Genomic DNA, 19,174 nt, shown 5'->3' with positions numbered 1-19,174 from the left:
CCCCGCCGGGTGCCCCGGGGGTGCCCACCGCGCCGGGTGACCCGGGGGTGCCCGCCCCACCCCAGGGTCCCGGGGTGGCCCCGCCGTTCGCCGCCCCACCCACCGAGGGCAGCCGTAAGCGGCTCTGGCTGGGCCTCGGCGTCGGGGCGCTCGCCCTGTTGATCTGCTGCGGAGGCGGCGGCGCGGCAGCCGTCGGGCTGGTGGTCAGCAACGTGCAGGCCATCGAGGAGCAGGGTCAGGCGGTCACCGACGACTACTACCGCGCCCTGGTCGACAAGCAGTACGGCAAGGCGTACGAGAAGCTCTGCGACGACGCGCGTCGGCGGGAGTCCCGGGGCGAGTTCACCCGCCGGATCGCCGAGGAGCCGGCCGTGGCCAGTTACCGGGTCGGTGACGTCGACCCGCAGACCCTGACCGTGCCGGTCGACGTCACCTTCAACGGTGGTGGGCGGGGCACCCAGCAGGTCACCCTCGCCGCCGACCAGCAGACCGGCGGCATGGAGGTGTGCGGGGTCAGCTGAGCCGGCACCGGTATTCTGCTGGGCCCGGGGCGCTGCTGGTCGTACCGTTGTCCCGGACCGTCCGGTCCCACCCACCTCATGGCCACGCCGACCGCCAGCCGGCGTAGGAGGAAACATGCCAGCCGACCGTATCGACGCCGTCGTCAGCCTCGCCAAGCGCCGAGGCTTCGTCTTCCCCTCCAGTGAGATCTACGGAGGCACCCGCTCGGCGTGGGACTACGGTCCGCTCGGTGTGGAGCTGAAGGAGAACGTCCGCCGGCAGTGGTGGAAGGCGATGGTCCAGCAGCGCGACGACGTCGTCGGCCTCGACTCGGCGGTCATCCTCGCCCGCAAGGTCTGGGAGGCCAGCGGCCACCTCGCCGAGTTCGTCGACCCGCTCACCGAGTGCCAGTCGTGCCACAAGCGGTTCCGCGCCGACCACCTGGAGGAGGCGTACGCCGAGAAGCACGGCAAGCCGCTGACCTCGTTGCAGGAGCTGAACTGCCCCAACTGCGGCAACAAGGGCACCTTCACCGAGCCGAAGATGTTCAACGGCCTGATGAAGACCTACCTCGGGCCGGTGGAGAGCGACGAGGGCCTGCACTACCTGCGCCCGGAGACCGCCCAGGGCATCTTCGTCAACTACAACAACGTGGCGACCGCCGCCCGCAAGAAGCCGCCGTTCGGCATCGCGCAGACCGGCAAGTCGTTCCGCAACGAGATCACCCCGGGCAACTTCATCTTCCGCACCCGCGAGTTCGAGCAGATGGAGATGGAGTTCTTCGTCGAGCCCGGCTCCGACGAGCAGTGGCACGAGTACTGGCTTCAGGAGCGCTGGAACTGGTACCTCGACCTGGGCCTGTCCGAGGAGAACCTGCGCTTCTACGAGCACCCCAAGGAGAAGCTCTCCCACTACTCGAAGCGCACCGTCGACATCGAGTACCGGTTCCGGTTCGGCGGCACCGAGTTCGCCGAGCTGGAGGGGGTGGCCAACCGCACCGACTTCGACCTGGCCACGCACAGCAAGCACTCCGGCGTGGACCTGTCGTACTTCGACCAGACCCGCAACGAGCGCTGGGTGCCGTACGTCATCGAGCCGGCCGCCGGCCTCACCCGCGCGGTGCTGGCGTTCCTGCTGGAGGCGTACGACGAGGACGAGGCCCCGAACACCAAGGGCGGCGTCGACAAGCGCACCGTGATGCGCTTCGACCCCCGGCTGGCCCCGGTCAAGGTGGCGGTGCTGCCGCTGTCGCGCAACGAGGCGCTCTCGCCCAAGGCCAAGGGGCTCGCCGCCCAGCTCCGCAAGCGCTGGGTGGTCGAGTTCGACGACTCGCAGGCGATCGGCCGCCGCTACCGCCGGCAGGACGAGATCGGCACCCCGTTCTGCGTCACCGTCGACTTCGACACCCTCGATGACGACGCGGTGACCGTGCGGAACCGGGACACCATGGCCCAGGAGCGGGTCGCCCTGGACCAGGTCGAGCGCTACCTGATCGAGCGGCTGCCCGGCTGCTGACCCCGACCGCCGTCGTGCCGGCCCCGCCCCGCTGTCCGGGGCGGGGCCGGCACGTTGCCGGGCCGAGGCCGGGTGGGTCGCGTTGCCGGGCTGGGCCGGGTGGGTCGCGTTGCCGGGCGGGGCCGGGTCCCGGGCCGGGCATCGGTCGGTAGCTGTGTCCGTTCAGTCCTTGAATGGGTCGGTGGGCCGTGTCAGCATCAGCGGTGCTGAATCTCTACACGGGGGTGTGAAATGACGCGTGCGTCGCAGCCTGACCACGACCACGACCCGGATCGTCGTCGTCTGCTGCGCCGGGCCGCCACGGTCGTCGCCGGCACGGCCGGCGCGGGTGTCGCCGCCACGGTCGGCCTGCCCGGCACCGCGCAGGCCGCCCCGGGCGGCAACCTCACCATGGGTACGACCAACGACGCCGGCCCGGCCACCACCACGGTGAACGCCACCAGCGGCTACGGCACGCTGCTACTGAGGAACACCGGGGGTGCGCCGCTGCGGCTGGTGCCCGGCGAGAGCATCTATCCGCAGGTGCTGGACGCCGCGCTCGGCACGCTGGCCGTCGACGACCAGGGCGACCTGTTCGTCAAGGCCGGGGGGGACGACGCCGACCAGGCAACCGCCGGCTGGGCCTGGACCTCGGAGTGGGCGACCACCTCGGTGGCGGTCGCGCCGACCCGGGTGCTCGACACCCGGGATCCGAACCTGCGCCGGGCCATCGTCTCCGGCGCGGGCGACCTGGACGCCACCGGCCGGCTGGTCCCCGGCAAGCCGGTCGTGCTCAGTCTGGACGGCTACGTCCGGGACGGTTATGCCCTCAAGGGCAACGTGACCGTGACCGGGATGACAGGTGGCGGCGTGCTGACCGTGTGGGGCAGCGGCCCCAGGCCGGTCACGTCCACGGTGAACTGGTGGACCAGCGGCCAGGTCCTGTCGAACTTCCTCTTCACCGAGCTCGGTGCCGTTGGGGCGTACCGCAGCGTGTTGACGCTCCAGGCCACCAGTTCGCCGACCCACGTGATCCTCGACCTGACCAGCCTGCTGGTCGGTCACCCGAGCCAGGTGCTCGTCAACCGTGCCTAGGCGGCCGCAGGCGCGCACCGCGCCCCGAACGCCGCCATCCGACCAGCCGACGGGGGAACGAAGAATGACGTCGTCCGAACCTGACCCGGCCGCCTCCCGGCGGGCCCTGCTGCGGCGGGCCGCCGTCACCGGCGGCGCGGCGGTCGCCGCCACCACAGCCAACGCCGCGCCCGCCGCCGCCGCGCCCGCCGCCGCCGCGCCCGCCGCCGCTGCGCCCGCCGCCGCTGCGACCGGAGACCCGGTCGTCCTCGGCGGGACCACCACCGGCGGCCTGCACACCGTCGTGACCAGCGCCGCCGACGGCGGGGCCGCAACGCTCGCCCTGGAGAACAGCACCGGTGCGACCCTCCGGCTGACCCGCCGGCCGTCCAGCTTCGGGTGGGGCGGCGGGCTGGTCTCCACCGCCGACGGCCTGGGCGTGCAGCGGGTGGTCGACAGCGCGGTGGTGCAGCACGAGACGCTGACCACGGCGAACGCCACCATGCTGGTGCCGATCCCGCCGACCCGGGTGCTCGACAGCCGCAGCGCGACCGGTCGCGCCCGGCTCCTGGAGGGGGCCGGCCGGGTCGATCCGCAGGGCCGGGTACTTGCCGACACCCTGCTGGTCGTGCACCTGCGCGACATCGTCGACTACGGCGACGGCCTGATGGGCAACGTCACCGTGGCCAACACCGCGCGGGGCGGGTTCGCCACCGTGTGGGGTCGGGGTGAACTGCCCACCGCCTCCACGATCAACTGGTGGGACGCCGGCCAGCTGCTCTCCAACGGCGTCATCTCCCAGCTCGGCGGCTACGAGACCGCCGGTGGGGACTACTACCCCGACGTGGTGGCCGTCTGGGTGGCCGCTGGCGCGGCGGCGGTGATCCTCGACGTCACCGGCCTGCTGGTGTTCCACCCGGAGTCGGCGGTGATCAACGCGAAGGCCGCCCAGGGCGGTCGCGTCGGTGCCGGCGGAGTCCGGGCCCGGGTGATCAGGGAAGCCGCCGAGCGCGGTGACCGCGAGGTGCGGACCGGTGCGTGACCACGAGGAGGACAGCAGCATGACCAGCGACCAGAGCTCCTCGACCACCCGTCGGCGGCTGGTGAAGGGCGGCCTCGCCGTCGGTGCGGGTGTCCCGGTCGCGGCCGTCGTCGCCACGCCGGCCGAGGCGGCTGCCGGCGACCCGGTCCGCGCCGGGTTGACCAACGACGCCGGTACGACCGGGACGCTGCTGACCGGGGGCTCGTCGGCCGCCCCGACGCTGACCCTCACCCACGCCGACGGGCGTCCGCCACTGATCCTCGCGCCCACTGCGGACGCGGCGATCCCGGCGGAGCTGCCTACCGGTTCGCTGGCGATCAACGAGTCGGGTGACCTGGTCATCGGGGGCAGGGACGCGACGAAGCGGTACGTCAACACCTCCCGCTGGGCGAACCGGACGCTGGCGGTCGCGCCGACGCGCATCCTGGACACCCGTGCGATGGGCACCTACGGCGGCAACGTGGTGGCCGGCGCGGGGAACGTGCTCGCCGGCAAGCTCGGCGCCGGCAAGATCATCCACGTGACGGTGAAGAACGTGCCGCCGGCGCTGGCCGGCAAGGCCACCGCCGCGTATGTCAACGTCACCGTGGCCGGGACCGTCTCCGGCGGCTTCCTCACCGCGTACAGCTCGTCGACGGCCCGGCCGGGCACGTCCTCGTTGAACTGGTGGGGGCCCAACCAGGTGCTGTCGAACCTGGTGGAGGTGCAGTTGGGCAGCCACGACGGCACCCCGCTGTCGTTCGGCGTCTACGTCAACGCGGCCACCTCGGTCATCGTGGACGTCTGCGGGTTGATCCTCGCCGAACCCGGCACGTACTGAAGCCGTACACCGGTCGCCGTCGTGGTGCGGGTTTGCCCACTGCCGTGGCGGCGGCCGGGGACCGGCGGTGGGCGGGCCGCCGACGGCATGGGATTCTGGGGTACGTGACCAGTCCCGCTGCGGTCCTGCGCCCGCTCACCATCGGCCCCCACCGGGTGTGGCCGCCGGTGGTGCTCGCGCCGATGGCCGGCATCACCAACGTCGGTTTCCGGCAGCTCTGCCGGGAGCAGGGCGGTGGCATCTACGTCTGCGAGATGATCACCACGATCGCGCTGGTGCAGCGGAACCCGAAGACCCTGCGCATGATCGCCTTCGGTGCCGAGGAGCAGCCGCGTAGCCTCCAGCTCTACGGCACCGACCCGGAGGTGACCGCGGCTGCGGTGCGGATCGTGGTGGAGCGTGACCTCGCCGACCACATCGACCTGAACTTCGGCTGCCCGGTGCCCAAGGTGACCCGCCGGGGCGGTGGCTCGGCTCTGCCCTGGCGGCGGCGGCTCTTCGCCCGGCTGGTCAGGGCGGCGGTGGACGCCGCGTCACCCGCCGGGGTGCCGGTCACCGTCAAGATGCGCAAGGGCATCGACGACGATCACCTGACGTACGTCGAGGCGGGGCTGGCCGCCCAGGACGCCGGGGTGGCGGCGGTCGCCCTGCACGGGCGTACGGCCGCGCAGCGGTATTCCGGCACCGCCGACTGGGACGCCATCGCCACCCTCAAGCAGGCGCTCGACGTGCCGGTGCTCGGCAACGGTGACATCTGGGAGGCCGACGACGCGTTGCGGATGGTGGCCCACACCGGGGTGGACGGGGTGGTGGTCGGCCGGGGTTGCCTGGGGCGGCCGTGGCTCTTCGCCGACCTGGAGGCCGCATTCGAGGGCCGACCGGAGCGTCGGCTGCCGACCCTCGGCGAGGTGGCGGTGACCATGCGGCGGCACGCCGAACTGCTGGTGGAACAGTTCACCGCCGGCTCGCGTACCCCGGCGCGGGGCGAGCGGGACGGCTGCACCGACTTCCGCAAGCACGTCGCCTGGTACCTGAAGGGTTTCCCGGTGGGCAGCGAGCTGCGCCGGGAACTCGCCATGATCGAGAGCCTGGCCCAGCTGGACGACCTGCTCGGCAAGCTGGACGCGGCCGAACCGTTCCCGGTGGCCGCCCTCGGTCAGCCGCGCGGCCGGACGAACTCTCCCGGCAAGGTCTTCCTGCCCGAGGGCTGGCTGGCTAGCCGGGACGACGACACCGTCCCCGAGGGCGCCGAGTTGGACGACTCGGGCGGCTGAGACCGACCGACCCGGTCGCCGTCCGCCGCCCGTCGTCGACGGGGCGTCCGCCGCCCGGGGTCGTCCGCCGCCTGGGGGTGTCCGGGGTGTTCCGCCGGCCGGGGTGGTGTGCTGTTCGGGTTGTCCGGGGTGGTCCGCCGGTCGGCGGTGCCGACGGTGAAGGACCGACCCCCGAGGGGGCCGGCCCTTCGTATGACCGGTGTGGGGCGGGTCAGGAGGCGTAGCCGCGGCTGGCGATCCAGTGGGCCAGCTCGTCGACGTCGATCCGGTAGGAGGCGGTGTCCGGGTTGGCGGAGTCGGCGATCGTCACGACCCGCCCACCGTCGCGGTAGCCGACGACGCTGATGTAGTGCCCACCCTCGAAGGCGTGGGTGTTGCCGTCGGTGTCGGTGGCGGTGCCGGCGATGTTGGCGACCACGGCCCGGCCGTCGTCCACCGCCCGGACGATGTCGGCCCGCAGCTGCGCGATGCGCTTGCCGTCGACCTTGTCGACCGGGATCTCGGTGCTGCGGTACGCGTTGCGGCCGATCTCCTTGTTCAGCACCGGGGTGATGTCGTTGATGCTGTCGGTGCCGTCCTCGGTGGTGCCCATCTCCTTGGCCATGGCGTCGACGTCGATGTTCTTGCCCTGGACACTCAGGGCGTTCCGGGTGGCGGCGGGGCCGCAGTAGTAGAAGTTGGGCTGCGCGGCGTAGTCGACCTTCAACTCGCGCTCGCCGGCCGGCTTGCGGTCGGTCTGCACGACGGCGGCGGGTCGGGTCGTCTCGGCGGCCTGGGCGGCCAGCGCGGGGCCGGCGATACCACCGGCGGTGACGGTCAGGCCGGCAGCGGTCAGCACGGTCTTACGCAGGATGTCGGTACGCATGATGTCGTGCTCCTCTGCATCTCGGGGGTCCACGCCCGCGTACGTCCGCAGGGGGTGCGGGATGGGCGCGGTCGCGCCGTGGGGCAGGTGAAGAGGGGTGGCTCGCGTTCCGGGGCGGCGTGCTCCGGGGGCGTCCGTTCCGCGGCGCTCCCGTGCCTCCGGCCGAGCGGGGCCGGCCGGGGGGTGCGATCGCGGATGCCAGTTGTAACGACCCCGGCCGGCCCACGATTCCGACCTACGGGTGGCCTCCGTCACCGGGCCGGTGGGCTGGTCCGCCAGCGGTGCCCCGAATCCGACGACCCCGTCGCCGACCTCTCAATTCGGTCACTCAGCGTCATGTTTCGCACCCCCCACCCCAGACCCGCCCGCATCCTTTGCTCTGCTGCCCTCGGCGCGACGGTCACGCTTTGTGTCTGGTGCGTATGTGGCGGCAGAGCAAAGGATGCGGATGGGGGTTGGTGGGGGTCGCCGGGAGTTGGGGAGAATGGGCAGCTCAGGCAGGTTCTGGGGATGATGGGACCGGCTGGACCCGGAATGGGACCGAAAAATCGGTTACTCTAAGTGATTTTGGTCTGCCCGTGGCCGGATGTGACGGAAAGTGGTCGAGGCTGGCGGGCTGGTGGTGGGTCTGCCGGCGATTCGGACGTTGTCGGAGGGGTGGGGCCAGGGGATCTCCGGGGACGGGTGGAACGTGATGCCGGCGGCCTGCCAGCGCGGGCCGTGGCCGGCCAGCCGCTCCCGGAAGCCCGCCCAGCTCCGGGTCGACGGCGCGGACCAGGCCACCTCGGCGAGGGCGGGCAGCCGGGGGAGGAGCAGGAACTCGATCTCGGCCAACGACGTCACCGACTCGGTCCAGAGCGGGGCCTCCACGCCGAGCACCGCCTCCGCCGGGACGCCGGTCAGGTGGGTCGCCGGGTCCCAGTGGTACGCCCGGTGCACGTCGATCAGGCCCGCCCAGTCGTGGCCGAGCGGTGTGTCCGGGGCGTACTTCATGTCCAGGTAGGCGTGGTTGCCGGGGGAGAGGATCAGCCGGGCGCCCCGGCGTACCGCCTCGGCGACGGTCGGGTCGTCGCCGTCGGTGCCCCACCACTGCAGGACCCGGCCGTCGACGTGGTCGGCGGGGGCGATCTGGTGCCAGCCGACCACGGTCCGGCCGAGCCCGGCGACGATCTGCTGCACCCGCTCCACGAAACCGGTGTACGCCGCCCCCTTCACCTTGTACGCCTCGTCACCGCCGATGTGCAGCCACGGCCCGGGGGTCAGCGCGGCCACCTCGCCGAGCACGTCGGCGACGAAGTCGTACGTCCGCTCGTCGGTGGGGTCGACGTAGCTGAAGCCGACCTCGGTGCCGGTGTACGGCGGTGGCGCGACCTTGTCCGGCGCCAGCTCCGGGTAGGCGACCAGCGCCGCGTTGGTGTGGCCGGGCAGGTCCACCTCGGGGACGACGGTGACGTGCCGCCGGGCGGCGTACCCGACGATGCGTCGGTAGTCGGCGGCGGTGTACCAGCCACCGGGGCCGCCGCCCACCTCGGTGCGCCCGCCGACGGTGGTCAGCCGGGGCCAGGAGTCGACGGCGATCCGCCAGCCCTGGTCGTCGGTGAGGTGCAGGTGCAGGTGGTTGAGCTTGTACCGGGCCAGGTGGTCGATCACCCGACACACGTCGTCGACGGTGAAGAAGTGCCGCGCCACGTCGAGCATCGCGCCCCGGTAGGGGAAGTGGGGGCGGTCGACGATCGTGCCGCCGGGCACCACCCACCGCTCGGCCACCGTGGTCCGGCTCTCGACGGCCGCCGGCAGCAGTTGCCGCAGCGTCTGCACACCGTGGAAGAGGCCGGTCGCGGTGCCGGCGGTGATGCGTACCCCATCGATGTCGACGTCGACGCGGTACTCCTCCGCTGCCCACTCCCGCGCCGCCGGCGCCGACGGGCGCGGCGCGGTGGCGGACAGGGTGAGCATCAGCGTGCCCGGGATCGTGGGCAGGTCGGTGACCGGCAGCGGCAGGCCGGTGGCGGGACGCAGCAACTCCGCGAGACGTTCGGCGACGTCCCGGGCGGCCGGGTCGGCGCTCACCCGTACCGCCGCATCGGCCGGGAGGACGAAGTTCGCGGCCGGCTGCGGCCTCACCGACGCGGGCGCCGGCACCACGTCGCCCAACCCGACCGACGGCCGGGTGAGCAGCCGTTCGGCGGCTCCGGCGGCGCTGCCCGCCAGCTCGGCCGCCGCCGGCTCGACCCCGGTGACCACGAAGCCCGTCGTGGGCCCGTCCGTCGTGGGCCCGTCCGTTGTCGGCGCGGCCGGCATGGTGGGGGCCTGGTCGGGCGGGGACGGGAGGTCGGCGGGGGCTGGCTGCTCGGGGGCTGGGGCGGGGACGAGGCCGGGCGGCGGGGTGGGCGACACGGGGCAGCTCCGGGGTGTATTCGCGAGGGATATGGCAAAGGTCAGGTTTGCGGAACCGGTGACGTCAAGAGTACGAGGAGGAAGCGGAATTGCGTGATCGTGCGCATGGAAGCGTTCCCAGAAACCGGCGCGAACGCGGATAGTCGTGATGGCTGTGCCTATTGTCACCGAACGGTCCCAGGCTGCCCGATGTTCGCTTAACCTTCGCCCACCGATCGCTGACCAGGCCGGATTGCCGGAGGTCGGCCCCGGGGTAGGTCAGAACTGAACCTTCGTTAAGTGTCAATTCCGGCGCGCGTGGGAGGCTTCTGGTGACAGCGCACGAGACGGACAAGTACGTCTACGACTTCGCCGAGGGCAACAAGGATCTCAAGGACCTGCTCGGTGGAAAGGGCGCCAATCTCGCCGAGATGACCAATCTCGGCCTGCCGGTGCCGCCCGGTTTCACCATCACCACCGGGGCGTGCCAGGCGTACCTGGCGACCGGGCGGGAGCCGGACGGGCTGGCCGGCCAGATCGAGGCCCACCTGCAAGCCCTGGAACGGGAGATGGGGCGTCGTCTCGGTGACCCGGACGACCCACTGCTGGTCTCGGTACGCTCCGGTGCCCGGTTCTCGATGCCCGGCATGATGGAGACCGTCCTCAACGTCGGCCTCAACGACCGCAGCGTCGTAGGACTCGCCCGCCAGGCCGGCGGCAGCGCGGACCCGACCGCCTCCGGCGGCAACGCGGACCCGACCGCCTCCGGCGGCAACGCGGACCCGACCGCCTCCGGCGGCAACGACCGGTTCGCCTGGGACTCCTACCGCCGGCTGATCCAGATGTTCGGCAAGACCGTCTGCGAGGTACCGGGCGAGGAGTTCGAACACGCCCTCGACGAGGCCAAGCGGGCCAAGGGCACCCACGACGACCTCGACCTGGACGCCGACGACCTGCGCGGGCTGGTCGAGACGTACAAGAAGATCTTTGCCGAGCACACCGGGCGGGAGTTCCCGCAGGAGCCGCGCGAGCAGCTCGACCTGGCCATCCGGGCGGTCTTCGAGTCGTGGAACGCCGAGCGGGCGATCCTCTACCGCCGCCAGGAACGCATCCCGGCCGACCTCGGCACCGCCGTCAACGTGGTGGCCATGGTCTTCGGCAACCTCGGCCCCGACTCCGGCACCGGTGTCGCCTTCACCCGCGACCCGGGCAGCGGCGCGCAGGGCATCTACGGCGACTACCTGGCCAACGCCCAGGGTGAGGACGTCGTCGCGGGCATCCGCAACACCGTGCCGTTGCAGGAACTGGAACGGCTCGACAAGACCTCCTACGACCAGCTGCTCGACATCATGGCCCGGCTGGAAGGGCACTACCAGGATCTCTGCGACATCGAGTTCACCATCGAGCGGGGCAAGCTCTGGATGCTCCAGACCCGGGTGGGCAAGCGCACCGCCGCCGCCGCGTTCGTCATCGCCGGGCAGCTCGTCGACGAGGGCCTGATCGACCTCGACGAGGCGCTGCACCGGGTCAACGGCGCGCAGCTCGCCCAGCTGATGTTCCCCCGCTTCCAGCTCGACCACGACGTCCCGCCGGTCGCCCGGGGCATCGGGGCCTCCCCGGGTGCCGCGTCCGGCGCGGTGGTCTTCACCTCCGCCCGCGCCGTCGAGCTGGCCGCCGAGGGCAAGGCGGTGATCCTGGTCCGCCGGGAGACCAACCCCGACGACCTCAACGGCATGATCGCCGCCCAGGGCATCCTCACCTCGCGCGGCGGCAAGACCAGCCACGCCGCCGTGGTGGCCCGGGGGATGGGCAAGACCTGCGTCTCCGGGGCCGACGAGATCGAGGTCAACGTGCCGGCGAAGCGGTTCACCGTCGGCGGGCGCACCGTCTCCGAGGGCGACGTCGTCTCCATCGACGGCACCACCGGCAAGGTCTACCTGGGCGAGGTGCCGGTCGTGCCGTCCGAGGTGGTCCAGTACTTCGAGGGCAGCCTCGACCCGGCGCACGTCGACAACGCGCTGGTCCGGGCCGTACACCGGATCATGACGCACGCCGACGCACGGCGGCGGCTGGCGGTGCGGACGAACGCCGACACCGGGGCGGACGCGGCCCGCGCCCGGCGGTTCGGTGCCGAGGGCATCGGCCTGTGCCGCACCGAGCACATGTTCCTCGGCGACCGGCGGGAACTGGTCGAACGCCTGATCCTCGCCGCCACCGACACCGACCGCACCGACGCCCTCGCCGCTCTGCTGCCCCTGCAGCGCCAGGACTTCGTGGAGATCTTCCGCGAGATGGCCGGGCTCCCCGTCACCGTCCGGCTGATCGACCCGCCGCTGCACGAGTTCCTGCCCCCGCTGGAACAGCTCGCGGTCAACGTCGCCGTCGCCCAGGAACGCGGCGAGGACGTCGCCAAGGAGGAGGCGCTGCTCGCCGCCGTCCGGCGGATGCACGAGGAGAACCCGATGCTCGGCCTGCGCGGCGTGCGCCTCGGCCTGGTCATCCCCGGCCTGTTCGCGATGCAGGTCCGCGCGATCGCCGAGGCGGCCGTCGCGGTCACCCGCGACGGCGGCGCGGCCTGCCCGGAGATCATGGTCCCGCTGGTCGGCGCCGTCCAGGAGCTCGAGACGGTACGCGCCGAAGCCGAGAAGATCATCGCCGAGGTGGTCGGGGACAGCGGGGTCGAGGTGCTGATCGGCACCATGATCGAGGTACCCCGGGCGGCGTTGACCGCCGGCCAGATCGCCGAGGCGGCCCAGTTCTTCTCCTTCGGCACCAACGACCTCACCCAGATGGGCTGGGGTTTCTCCCGCGACGACGTCGAAGGCGCATTCTTCTGGCGCTACCTGGAACTGGGCATCTTCGGCATCTCCCCGTTCGAGTCGATCGACCGCGACGGGGTCGGCCGGCTCATCCGGATCGCCGCCGAGGAGGGGCGGGCCGCCCGCCCCGGGCTGAAGCTCGGCGTCTGCGGCGAACACGGCGGCGACCCCGACTCGGTGCACTTCTTCCACGAGGTGGGGCTTGACTACGTCTCCTGCTCGCCGTTCCGGGTGCCGGTCGCCCGGCTGGAGGCCGGCCGGGCCGCCATCGAGACGACCGGCTCCGACAGCCGCTGACCGCCCGCGACGCCCACCGGCCCGCCGCCGGTGGGCGTCGCGCGGCGTCGGTGCCCGGCCGGGTCGCGGGGTTCCCGGTGCGCGCGCCCCCGGCGCGGTGCGGCGTAACCTGGGCTCCCGCGACCATGGGGTACGACCGTGAAGGGGTGACCGGATGAGCGCCACCGTCGATGCCGGCCGACCCGGGACCTGCGTGTTCGGGCCGGTCGCGCCCGGCGCGTTCGGGCCGGTTGCGTTCGGGCCGGCCCTGTCCGGCGTGTCCGGGCCGGCCCTGTCCGGCGACGACGAGCCCCGGCGGGGCTGAGATGCCCACAGTCGACGGGCACCCGGCCGACGCGCAACGGTGGGTCGAGGAGACGCCCAAGGACACCGGCCACGGCCGGTCCCCGTACGAGCGGGACCGGGCCCGGGTGCTGCACTCGGCGGCGTTCCGTCGGCTCGCCGCGAAGACCCAGGTGCACGTCGCCGGGACCGACGACTTCCTGCGTACCCGGCTGACCCATTCGCTGGAGGTGGCCCAGATCGCCCGGGAGATGGGTGCCCGCCTCGGCTGCGACCCGGATCTGGTGGACACCGCCGGGCTGGCCCACGACCTCGGGCACCCGCCCTTCGGGCACAACGGCGAGGACACCCTGGACGGGCTCGCCGCGTCCTGCGGCGGCTTCGAGGGCAACGCGCAGACGCTGCGGGTGCTCACCCGGCTGGAGGCCAAGGTCCTCGCCCCGGACGGCAGCCCTGCGGGGCTCAACCTCACCCGGGCCGCGCTCGACGCGGTCAGCAAGTACCCGTGGCCCCGCCGCCCCGGGCTGCGCAAGTTCGGCGCGTACGGCGACGACCGCCCGGTCTTCGACTGGCTACGCGCCGGCACCCCCGCCACGTCTGCCGTCGACCCGGCTGCTGCCGACCCGCTGGCCGTCGGCCCGGCTGCTGCCGACCCGCTTGCTGTGGGGTCTGGTGCCGATCGGCGTGGCCGGCCTGCCGTCGACCCGTTCGCTGGGGCCCGCCGGTGCCTGGAGGCGCAGGTGATGGACTGGGCCGACGACGTGGCGTACTCGGTGCACGACGTCGAGGACGGCATCCACGGCGGGTACGTCTCGTTGCGTCCCCTCCTGAACGACCCGGACGAACGCGCCGCGCTCTGCGTCGACGTGGCCGCCGTCTACTCCGGGGAGTCCCCGGACGACCTCGGCGGGGTGCTTGTCGAGTTGCTCGCCGACCCGGTGCTCACCCCGTTGGCCGGGTACGACGGCAGCCACCGGGCGCAGGTCGCCCTCAAGGCCACCACCAGCGTGCTCACCGGCCGGTTCGTGGCGACCGTGGTCGGGGCGACCCGGGACCGCTTCGGCCCCGGCCCGCACCACCGCTACGCCGCCGACCTGGTCGTGCCGCGCCGGATCAGGGCGCAGTGTGCCCTACTCAAGGGCATCGCCTGGCGGTACGTGATGTGCCGCCCGGACGCCCGCACCCGCTACGACCGTCAGCGGGACGTCCTCACCGAACTGGTCACCGTGCTCGTCGACCGCGCCCCGGACGCCCTCGACCCGGTCTTCGCCCCCCTCTGGCGGCAGGCCGGAGACGACCCGGCCCGCCTACGCGTCATCATCGACCAGGTCGCCTCCCTCACCGACCCCGCCGCCCTGACCTGGCACACCCACCTCACCTGAAACCCGCTGCCCCGCTCCCGCCCCCCGCTCCCGCCCTCCGCTCCCCCGCTCCCGCCCCTCGATCCGGTGATCAAGAGCTTTGCGTCAGTTGATCAAGAGGTTTACGTCAAAGTTGATCGCTGGATTGACGCAAACCTCTTGATCACCGGGGAGGGTGACGCAAACCTCTTGATCACCGGATCGAGGGGCGGGGCGGAGGGGTGGGGGAGAGGGGGTGGGGGAGTTAGGGTAGCCTTAGTTTTATGGCGGAGCGCTCCAAGATGGTTACTGCGGCGCGGGTGGTGCGGGTCGGGCGGCCCACCCCGCACCTGGTCCGACTCGTTCTCGGTGGGGAGGAGTTGACCGGGCTGCCGGTGGGGGAGTTCACCGACCACTACGTCAAGCTGGTCTTTCCGCCCGAGGGGGTGGACCTGCCGAGGCCGCTGGACCTGACGGCGATCAAGCAGGAGCTGCCCCGGGAGCAATGGCCCCGGCTGCGCGCGTACACCGTGCGGGCCTGGGACGCGGCGGCCGGCGAGCTGACCATCGACGTGGTGCACCACGGCGACGAGGGGCTGGCCGGGCCCTGGGCGGCGCGGCTGCGGCCCGGCGACGAGGTGCTGTTCACCGGCCCCGGCGGGGCGTACGCGCCGGACCCGACGGCGGACTGGCACCTGCTGGTGGGTGACGAGAGTGCCCTGCCGGCGATCGGCGCCGCGTTGGAGCGGCTGCCCGAGGGTGCCCCGGCGGTCGTCCTGGTCGAGATCGCCGACCCGGCCGACGAGCAGTCGTTGCCCAGCCCCGGCGCGGTGGCGTTGACCTGGCTGCACCGGGCTGGCCGACCGGTCGGCGAGGCCCTGGTCGCGGCGGTTCGGGAGCTGGAGTTCCCGCCCGGCCGGGTGCACGCCTTCGTGCACGGCGAGGCCACCTTCGTCAAGGAGCTGCGCCGGCTGCTGCGGGTCGAGCGGAACGTGCCCCGGGCCGACCTGTCCATCTCCGGCTACTGGCGGCAGGGCATGGACGACGAGGGCTGGCGCTCCACCAAGCCCGACTGGAACCGCCAGGTGGAGGCCGAGGAGGCCGAAGTCCTGACCTGAGCACCGCCCACGGGGCCTGAGCATCGCCCACGGGGCCTGAGTACCGCCCACGGGGGCCTGATGAGTACCGCCCACGGGGCCTGAGCACACCTCGGGGGCGCACTGCGCCCGCACCGCGTACTCGTGGTGCTCTGGGGGTGCTGATCGGGGCGGTCGCCGCCGCGCTGCTGCTCGCCGGGGGCCTGGCCGCCCTGCAACAGGCGACCATCATGGTGGCGCTGCCGTTCGTGGTGGTGATGCTCGGGCTCGCCGTGGCGCTGCTGCGTGACATGGTCCGGGACCCGGCGGTCAACCCGCACCCGGACCGGGGACGCCGGTCCGGCCTGTCCGCCGCCGTGCGGGCCGCCCGGTCGTACGACGAGGAGAACCCGCCCCCGGTCACCCACTGGCTGCACCGTCCTCCCCGCTGAGCCGGGCGTTCGCCAGCCGCCCGTCCCCCGCCCGACGGATCGTCGGTCCGGCAGGGCAGGATGGAGGGCCGAGGGGGTGGCACCGCATGGCTGGGCGGATCAGGGACGAGGACATCGCATTGGTCCGCGAGCGTGCCTCCATCGCCGAGGTCATCTCGGACACGGTGACCCTCAAGTCGGCAGGTGGTGGCAACCTCAAGGGCCTCTGTCCGTTCCACGACGAGAAGAGCCCGTCGTTCAACGTCTCACCGGCCCGTAACGTCTTCTACTGCTTCGGTTGCGGCGTCGGTGGCGACGCGATCAAGTTCCTGATGGACGCGGAGCATCTCACCTTCGTCGAGTCCGTCGAGCGGCTCGCCGACCGGGTCGGCATCCAGCTGCGCTACGTCGAGGGTGACCAGGCCGCGCCCCGGGCCCGTCCGCAGCAGGGGCAGAAGCAGCGGCTGGTGGCCGCGCACGCCGCCGCCGTGGAGTTCTATCAGGCGCAGCTCACCACGGCCGGCGCCCGCCCGGCCCGGGAGTTCCTGGCCCGGCGCGGTTTCGACCGGGCCGCCGCGCAGCGGTACGGGTGCGGCTTCGCCCCGGACGCCTGGGACCTGCTCACCAAGCACCTGCGTCAGCAGGGGTTCACCCATGACGAGCTGGTCACCGGTGGGTTGTCCCGGCCGTCGCGCTCGGGCACCCTGATCGACCGGTTCCGTCGCCGGCTGATGTGGCCGATCCGCGACATCGCCGGTGACGTGATCGGCTTCGGGGCGCGGAAACTCTTCGACGACGACGACGGCCCGAAATACCTCAACACCCCCGAGACGCCGATCTATAAGAAGTCGCACGTGCTCTACGGCATCGACCAGGCCAAACGGGAGATCGCCAAGCAGGGCCGGGTGGTCGTCGTCGAGGGTTACACCGACGTGATGGCCTGCCACCTGGCCGGGGTCCCGACCGCCGTGGCGACCTGCGGCACCGCCTTCGGCGCCGACCACATCGGCGTACTGCGCCGGCTGCTGCTCGACACCGACGCGGTGGCCGGTGAGGTGATCTTCACCTTCGACGGGGACGCCGCCGGGCAGAAGGCCGCGCTGCGTGCCTTCGAGGACGACCAGCGCTTCGTCGGGCGTACCTTCATCGCGGTCAGCCCCGACAACATGGACCCGTGCGACCTGCGGTTGGCAAAGGGCGACCTGGCGATCCGTGACCTGGTGGCCCGCCGCGAGCCGCTCGTCGACTTCGCCCTCCGCCACGTGATCAACCGCTACGACCTGGACACGGTGGACGGCCGGGTCGAGGCGATGCGCCGGGCCGCGCCCCTGGTTGCCAAGATCAAGGACCGGGAGAAGCGTCCCGAGTACGTCCGCAAGCTCGCCGGTGACCTCGGCATGGAGATCGAGCCGGTGCAGCGGGCGGTGCTGGCCGCCGCCAACTCCCCCGGCGAACGGGAGGCCACCGCCCCGCCCCGGGGTCGGACCCGTCCGGCCGCGCCCGCCGTGGACAGCCCGGAGTCGATGGTCGAGCGGGAGGCGTTGAAACTCGCCCTCCAGGAGCCGGTCCTCGCCGGCCCGATGTTCGACGCCGTCGAGGCCGCCGAGTACCGGCACCCGGTGCACGTCGCGGTCCGTACGGCGATCGCGGCGGCCGGCGGGGTGGCGGTGGCGGCCGGCGGCGCGGTGTGGATCGGTGCCGTGCGTGACGCCTGCGAGGACCTGGCCGCCCAGGCGCTCGTCGGTGAGCTGGCGGTGGAGCCGCTGCGGCTCGACGGCGAACCCGACCCGAGGTACGTCTCCAGCACCCTCGCCCAGTTGCAGTGGGGCTCGGTGACCGCCCGGATCCGCGACCTGAAGTCCAAGATCCAGCGGATCAACCCGGTCAACCAGAAGGACGAGTATTTCGCCCTCTTCGGGGAACTGCTCTCGCTGGAACAGCATGCGCGGGCCTTGCGCGAGCAGGCCGCGGGAGGACTCTGATGGGACTGTTCGGCCGCAAGCCCAAGCTGCCCGCCGCCGCCCGCCCCGCCCTGACCGCCGGGGAGCGGGTGCTGGCCTGGGCCGCCCCTGGCAACGGCGGCAGCAACGACGCACCGCCCACCGACGATGTGCCTGCCGCTGACGGTGTGCCTGTCACTGCCGGCCCGTCGGCTGTCACCGGCCCGCCGCCCGCCGACGATGTGCCTGCCGCTGACGGTGTGCCTGTCACTGCCGGCCCGTCGGCTGTCACCGGCCCGCCGCCCGCCGACGATGTGCCTGCCGCTGACGGTACGTCTTCCGTCGCCACCGGCTCGTCGGCTGTCGCCGGCCCGTCGGCTGGCACCGGCCCGTCGGTCGTTGGCGGTGCGTCGGTCGTTGGCGGTGCGTCGGCTGGCACCGGCCCGTCGGTCGTTGGCGGTGCGTCGGTCGTTGGCGGTGCGTCGGCTGGCACCGGCCCGTCGGTCGTTGGCGGTGCGTCGGTCGTTGGCGGTGCGTCGGCTGTTGGCGGTGCGTCGGCCGGTACCGGTTCTGGTGGCGGCGGGGTGCTGGTGGCGACCAACCTCGGGCTCTGGCTGCCCGGTCGGGCGGAGCGGCTGGGCTGGCACGACATCCTCAAGGCCGTCTGGTCCGGGCGGGAGCTGACCGTCACGGTGGCGGAGACGATCGACGAGCGGGACGGTTACCTGGTGGTCGCCGACGGTCCCGTCGAGACGTACCTGCTGCTCGATCCGGGGGACCTGCCGCACCAGGTGCGGGCGCGGGTGACCCGCTCGGTGGCGTACACCCAGCAGCACCCGGTGCCCGGCGGCTCGGGCCGGATCGCGGCCCGGCGGGTGGCCGGGGCGGACGGTCTGACCTGGACGGTCCGCTACGACCCCGGCACCCCGGTCGACGCCGACGGGGTACGCGCCGAGACCGACCAACTGGTCGCCGCCGCCCGCGCCGCCACCGCCCCGGCCGACCTCTGACTCTCGGCGGGTACGTCTCGCAACTCCGGCCATGTCGCGTGGTCGCCGCGAGACGGATGCCGCCATCTCGGCCCCGTTGAGTCGATCATGGTCGCGGGGGCCGGGGTTGGCGGTGCGGTTCGAGCCCGGCGCGGCGAGATCGTGGTGACCGGCCAGGCCGACCGAGGCCGACCGATACCGACCGAGGCCGACCCAGGCGGACCGATACCGACCGGGTCAGCGGGCTCTTGCCCAGGTCACGAAGCGTGCGGTCAGGTCGGGTGGGGCGACACCGTCGTGCAGGGTGGCGAGATCGCTCATCGCCTCGCCCAACAGGGTGCCCAGGTAGAACAGCAGGGCGGTGCGATCCTCGCGGTACTCGCCGAGCAGCGCCAACCGGGCCGGCGAGCACGGCCAGGCCGCCCCGCACACCCGGCAACGCCAGGAGGGACGGGCCGCGACATGTGGGCGGTACCGGGGCATCAGCGCACCCCTGGCCGACCGCTGCGGGGGTGGGGGTGACGCGGGAATCCGCAGCGGGGCCGGCTGGTCTG

Annotated in this window: 14 protein-coding genes and 2 pseudogenes; 13 read left to right on the top strand and 3 right to left on the bottom strand. The window is 72.7% G+C overall.

The genetic code is table 11. The annotated features are described in order from the left end of the window. The first annotated feature begins 47 nt into the window (after positions 1–47). From ACQP2H_RS23865 to dusB, 6 genes are all read left to right on the top strand, one after another. Positions 48–521 (top strand): hypothetical protein, encoded by a 474-nt coding sequence (locus ACQP2H_RS23865; protein ID WP_208570144.1) that lies wholly within the window; start codon positions 48–50, stop codon positions 519–521. A gap of 115 nt (positions 522–636) precedes the next feature. Next, positions 637–2,016, top strand: a complete 1,380-nt coding sequence (locus ACQP2H_RS23860) for a glycine--tRNA ligase (protein WP_204926316.1) — start codon at positions 637–639, stop codon at positions 2,014–2,016. A 231-nt stretch (positions 2,017–2,247) separates the two neighbouring features. Further along, positions 2,248–3,090, top strand: coding sequence for a hypothetical protein (locus tag ACQP2H_RS23855; protein WP_357535653.1), 843 nt, complete (start codon positions 2,248–2,250; stop codon positions 3,088–3,090). Positions 3,091–3,154: 64 nt separating this feature from the next. Beyond that, positions 3,155–4,111 carry a hypothetical protein gene (locus tag ACQP2H_RS23850; RefSeq protein WP_433228943.1) on the top strand — a complete coding sequence of 319 codons (957 nt, stop codon included), beginning with the start codon at positions 3,155–3,157 and terminating at the stop codon, positions 4,109–4,111. After that, positions 4,104–4,931, top strand: coding sequence for a hypothetical protein (locus ACQP2H_RS23845; protein WP_363822602.1), 828 nt, complete (start codon positions 4,104–4,106; stop codon positions 4,929–4,931). The genes ACQP2H_RS23850 and ACQP2H_RS23845 overlap by 8 nt, the downstream gene beginning before the upstream one ends. Positions 4,932–5,113: 182 nt before the next feature. Beyond that, positions 5,114–6,205, top strand: coding sequence for a tRNA dihydrouridine synthase DusB (gene dusB, locus ACQP2H_RS23840; RefSeq protein ID WP_433233654.1), 1,092 nt, complete (start codon positions 5,114–5,116; stop codon positions 6,203–6,205). A gap of 211 nt (positions 6,206–6,416) precedes the next feature. Here dusB and ACQP2H_RS23835 read toward each other — a convergent pair whose 3' ends face one another. Both ACQP2H_RS23835 and ACQP2H_RS23830 read right to left on the bottom strand, forming a co-directional pair. Beyond that, positions 6,417–7,070 (bottom strand): C39 family peptidase, encoded by a 654-nt coding sequence (locus tag ACQP2H_RS23835; RefSeq protein ID WP_219464246.1) that lies wholly within the window; start codon positions 7,068–7,070, stop codon positions 6,417–6,419. A 552-nt stretch (positions 7,071–7,622) separates the two neighbouring features. Next, on the bottom strand, positions 7,623–9,371 hold the full coding sequence (locus ACQP2H_RS23830) for a beta-N-acetylhexosaminidase (RefSeq protein WP_433233652.1): 1,749 nt from the start codon (positions 9,369–9,371) through the stop codon (positions 7,623–7,625). A gap of 407 nt (positions 9,372–9,778) precedes the next feature. Here ACQP2H_RS23830 and ppdK point away from each other — a divergent pair, with 407 nt between their 5' ends. From ppdK to ACQP2H_RS23795, 7 genes and pseudogenes are all read left to right on the top strand, one after another. Continuing rightward, on the top strand, positions 9,779–12,562 hold the full coding sequence (gene ppdK, locus ACQP2H_RS23825) for a pyruvate, phosphate dikinase (RefSeq protein WP_433228941.1): 2,784 nt from the start codon (positions 9,779–9,781) through the stop codon (positions 12,560–12,562). 154 nt (positions 12,563–12,716) lie between these two features. Continuing rightward, positions 12,717–12,866, top strand: a complete 150-nt coding sequence (locus ACQP2H_RS23820; protein WP_357535644.1) for a hypothetical protein — start codon at positions 12,717–12,719, stop codon at positions 12,864–12,866. 1 nt (position 12,867) lies between these two features. Further along, positions 12,868–14,226, top strand: coding sequence for a deoxyguanosinetriphosphate triphosphohydrolase family protein (locus ACQP2H_RS23815; RefSeq protein ID WP_433228938.1), 1,359 nt, complete (start codon positions 12,868–12,870; stop codon positions 14,224–14,226). A gap of 242 nt (positions 14,227–14,468) precedes the next feature. Further along, positions 14,469–15,302 (top strand): siderophore-interacting protein, encoded by an 834-nt coding sequence (locus tag ACQP2H_RS23810; RefSeq protein ID WP_363822608.1) that lies wholly within the window; start codon positions 14,469–14,471, stop codon positions 15,300–15,302. 96 nt (positions 15,303–15,398) lie between these two features. After that, positions 15,399–15,712 (top strand): annotated as a pseudogene (locus ACQP2H_RS23805) (BCCT family transporter); the annotation flags it as partial. 86 nt (positions 15,713–15,798) lie between these two features. Next, entirely contained in the window at positions 15,799–17,673 is a 1,875-nt protein-coding gene (gene dnaG, locus ACQP2H_RS23800; protein ID WP_363822611.1) for a DNA primase, read from the top strand. Positions 17,674–18,182: 509 nt separating this feature from the next. Beyond that, positions 18,183–18,641 (top strand): annotated as a pseudogene (locus tag ACQP2H_RS23795) (hypothetical protein); the annotation flags it as partial. Positions 18,642–18,857: 216 nt separating this feature from the next. On the opposite strand, the gene ACQP2H_RS23790 reads toward ACQP2H_RS23795, so the two are convergent. Then, a complete protein-coding gene (locus ACQP2H_RS23790; protein WP_357535638.1) occupies positions 18,858–19,103 on the bottom strand; it encodes a flavin reductase in 246 nt (81 codons plus the stop codon). Positions 19,104–19,174: the final 71 nt, after the last annotated feature.

It is taken from the genome of Micromonospora sp. CA-248260 (assembly GCF_050942205.1).
Classification (GTDB): domain Bacteria; phylum Actinomycetota; class Actinomycetes; order Mycobacteriales; family Micromonosporaceae; genus Micromonospora; species Micromonospora antibiotica.
Note: the sequence above shows the minus strand (reverse complement) of the source record. Positions and strands in the feature narration are given on the sequence as shown.